The 1,462-nt window shown below is 74.5% G+C and carries 1 protein-coding gene; it reads left to right on the forward strand.

Annotation, left to right across the window (positions count from 1 at the left end; all coding sequences use genetic code 11):
- Positions 1-1,340: hypothetical protein (locus Q0283_RS07195; RefSeq protein ID WP_298044042.1), on the forward strand; the 1,340-nt coding region annotated here is incomplete at its 5' end.
- Between the last annotated feature and the right edge of the window lie 122 nt (positions 1,341-1,462).

Here is a 1,462-nt window from a genome sequence, read left to right on the forward strand (position 1 = left end):
ACTACCGGGGGCCGAACCTGCCGGCCGAGGTGGACTGGGACGCCGTGCCCGCGGGCGAGGACCTGTTGGTGCGGGGCATGGGGCTGAACTTCTTCGACGCGATGGCGCAGCTGACGCTGGGCCGGGGCGGGCGGTTCGTGGACAGCGGGGACGGGCCGGGCCGCGCCCTGCGCTACGAGCCGTCCGGTCGCGAGCCGGTGATGCACCCGGCCTCCCGCCGGGGGGCCTGCTACCTGCCGAAGGCCGAACTGGAGACGTTCGTCCCGCACGCGGTGTCCCTGAAGTACCTGGTCCCGGAGGAGGTGGACCGGTTGCAGGACGAGCACGGGACGCTCGACTTCATGGTGCACCTGTGGCCGCTGATCCACCGTGACGTGGTGCGGGCCTACTACTTCACCATGGCCCGGACCCGACCGGAGGTCCTGGGCGGTGCCGAGCGTGCGGGGGAGTTCCTCGCGGGCCTGGTCGGCCAGTTCGAGGCAGCCGGCCGCGGCGAGCCCGTGACCGCGCACCACGCCCAGGAGCTGCTGCACACCTATCAGCCGGGGATGCCCTTCCTGGACATCCGCGCCCTCGCCCGGCCGTTCGAGCGGCAGGTGTTCGACTCGGGGGCCGAGTACCAGGAGGAGGTCGTCGACTTCCTGGCGGGTGTCTGCGCCGAGGCCGCGGCGGGGGAGGACTCCCCCCTGATGGTCGCGATCGGCACCCTGCACGCCGCGCGGCTGGAGGTGAAGCGCCTGGTGGCGGAGCGGCGCATCACCGATGCCTCCCGCCGGCGGGACGTGTCCGGGTGGTTCGAGGTCCTGGTCGAGGGGCTGGCCTCCGGTCCGCCCCTGCTGCGCGTGGAGCAGCTGCTGGCCCTGGCCCGGGCCGGACTGGTCCGGTTCGTGGGGCCGGACCCGCAGTTCGAGGCCGACGCCGGCCGGTCCCTGTTCACGGTCTCCAGCCCGCAGGTGGGCACCGACGAGGCCGCGCTGGACGTGCACCACGGGCGGTGGATGGTCGAGGCGATGATGCCGGCGAACCGGGTGCAGCAGTCCTCCTCGCCCCTGGTGGCCTCGCTGCTGAAGGACGGCACGGCCGTGCCGTACGCGGTGGAGGACGAGGAGGGGGAGGTGCTTCCGGGGCGCGGCTTCGACGTCACGGGACGGCCCTACCGGCTCAAGGACGCCCAGGGGCGGGTGCACGAGCGCGTGTTCGTCCTCGGCCTGCAGCTGGCCTCCGTGCAGTGGGGCACCGCGATCGCCGCCGAGGCCGGGCAGGACCCGGACGGCCGTGCCCGGACGCTCGGTGACGCGGACGCGGCCGCCCGCGCGGTCTGGGATCTCCTGAGCCAATGACGACGGTGCCCCCGGGACCGGTCAGGTCCCGGGGGCACCGTCCCCGCAGCCGGGGCGTCCGCCCGCCTCAGCGGGGCGTTCGGTGTCCCGGATCAGGGACGGGTGGGGTGACCGCCGCCCGC

Origin of the sequence: uncultured Citricoccus sp., from assembly GCF_937871995.1 — a bacterium.
Classification (GTDB): Bacteria; Actinomycetota; Actinomycetes; order Actinomycetales; family Micrococcaceae; genus Citricoccus.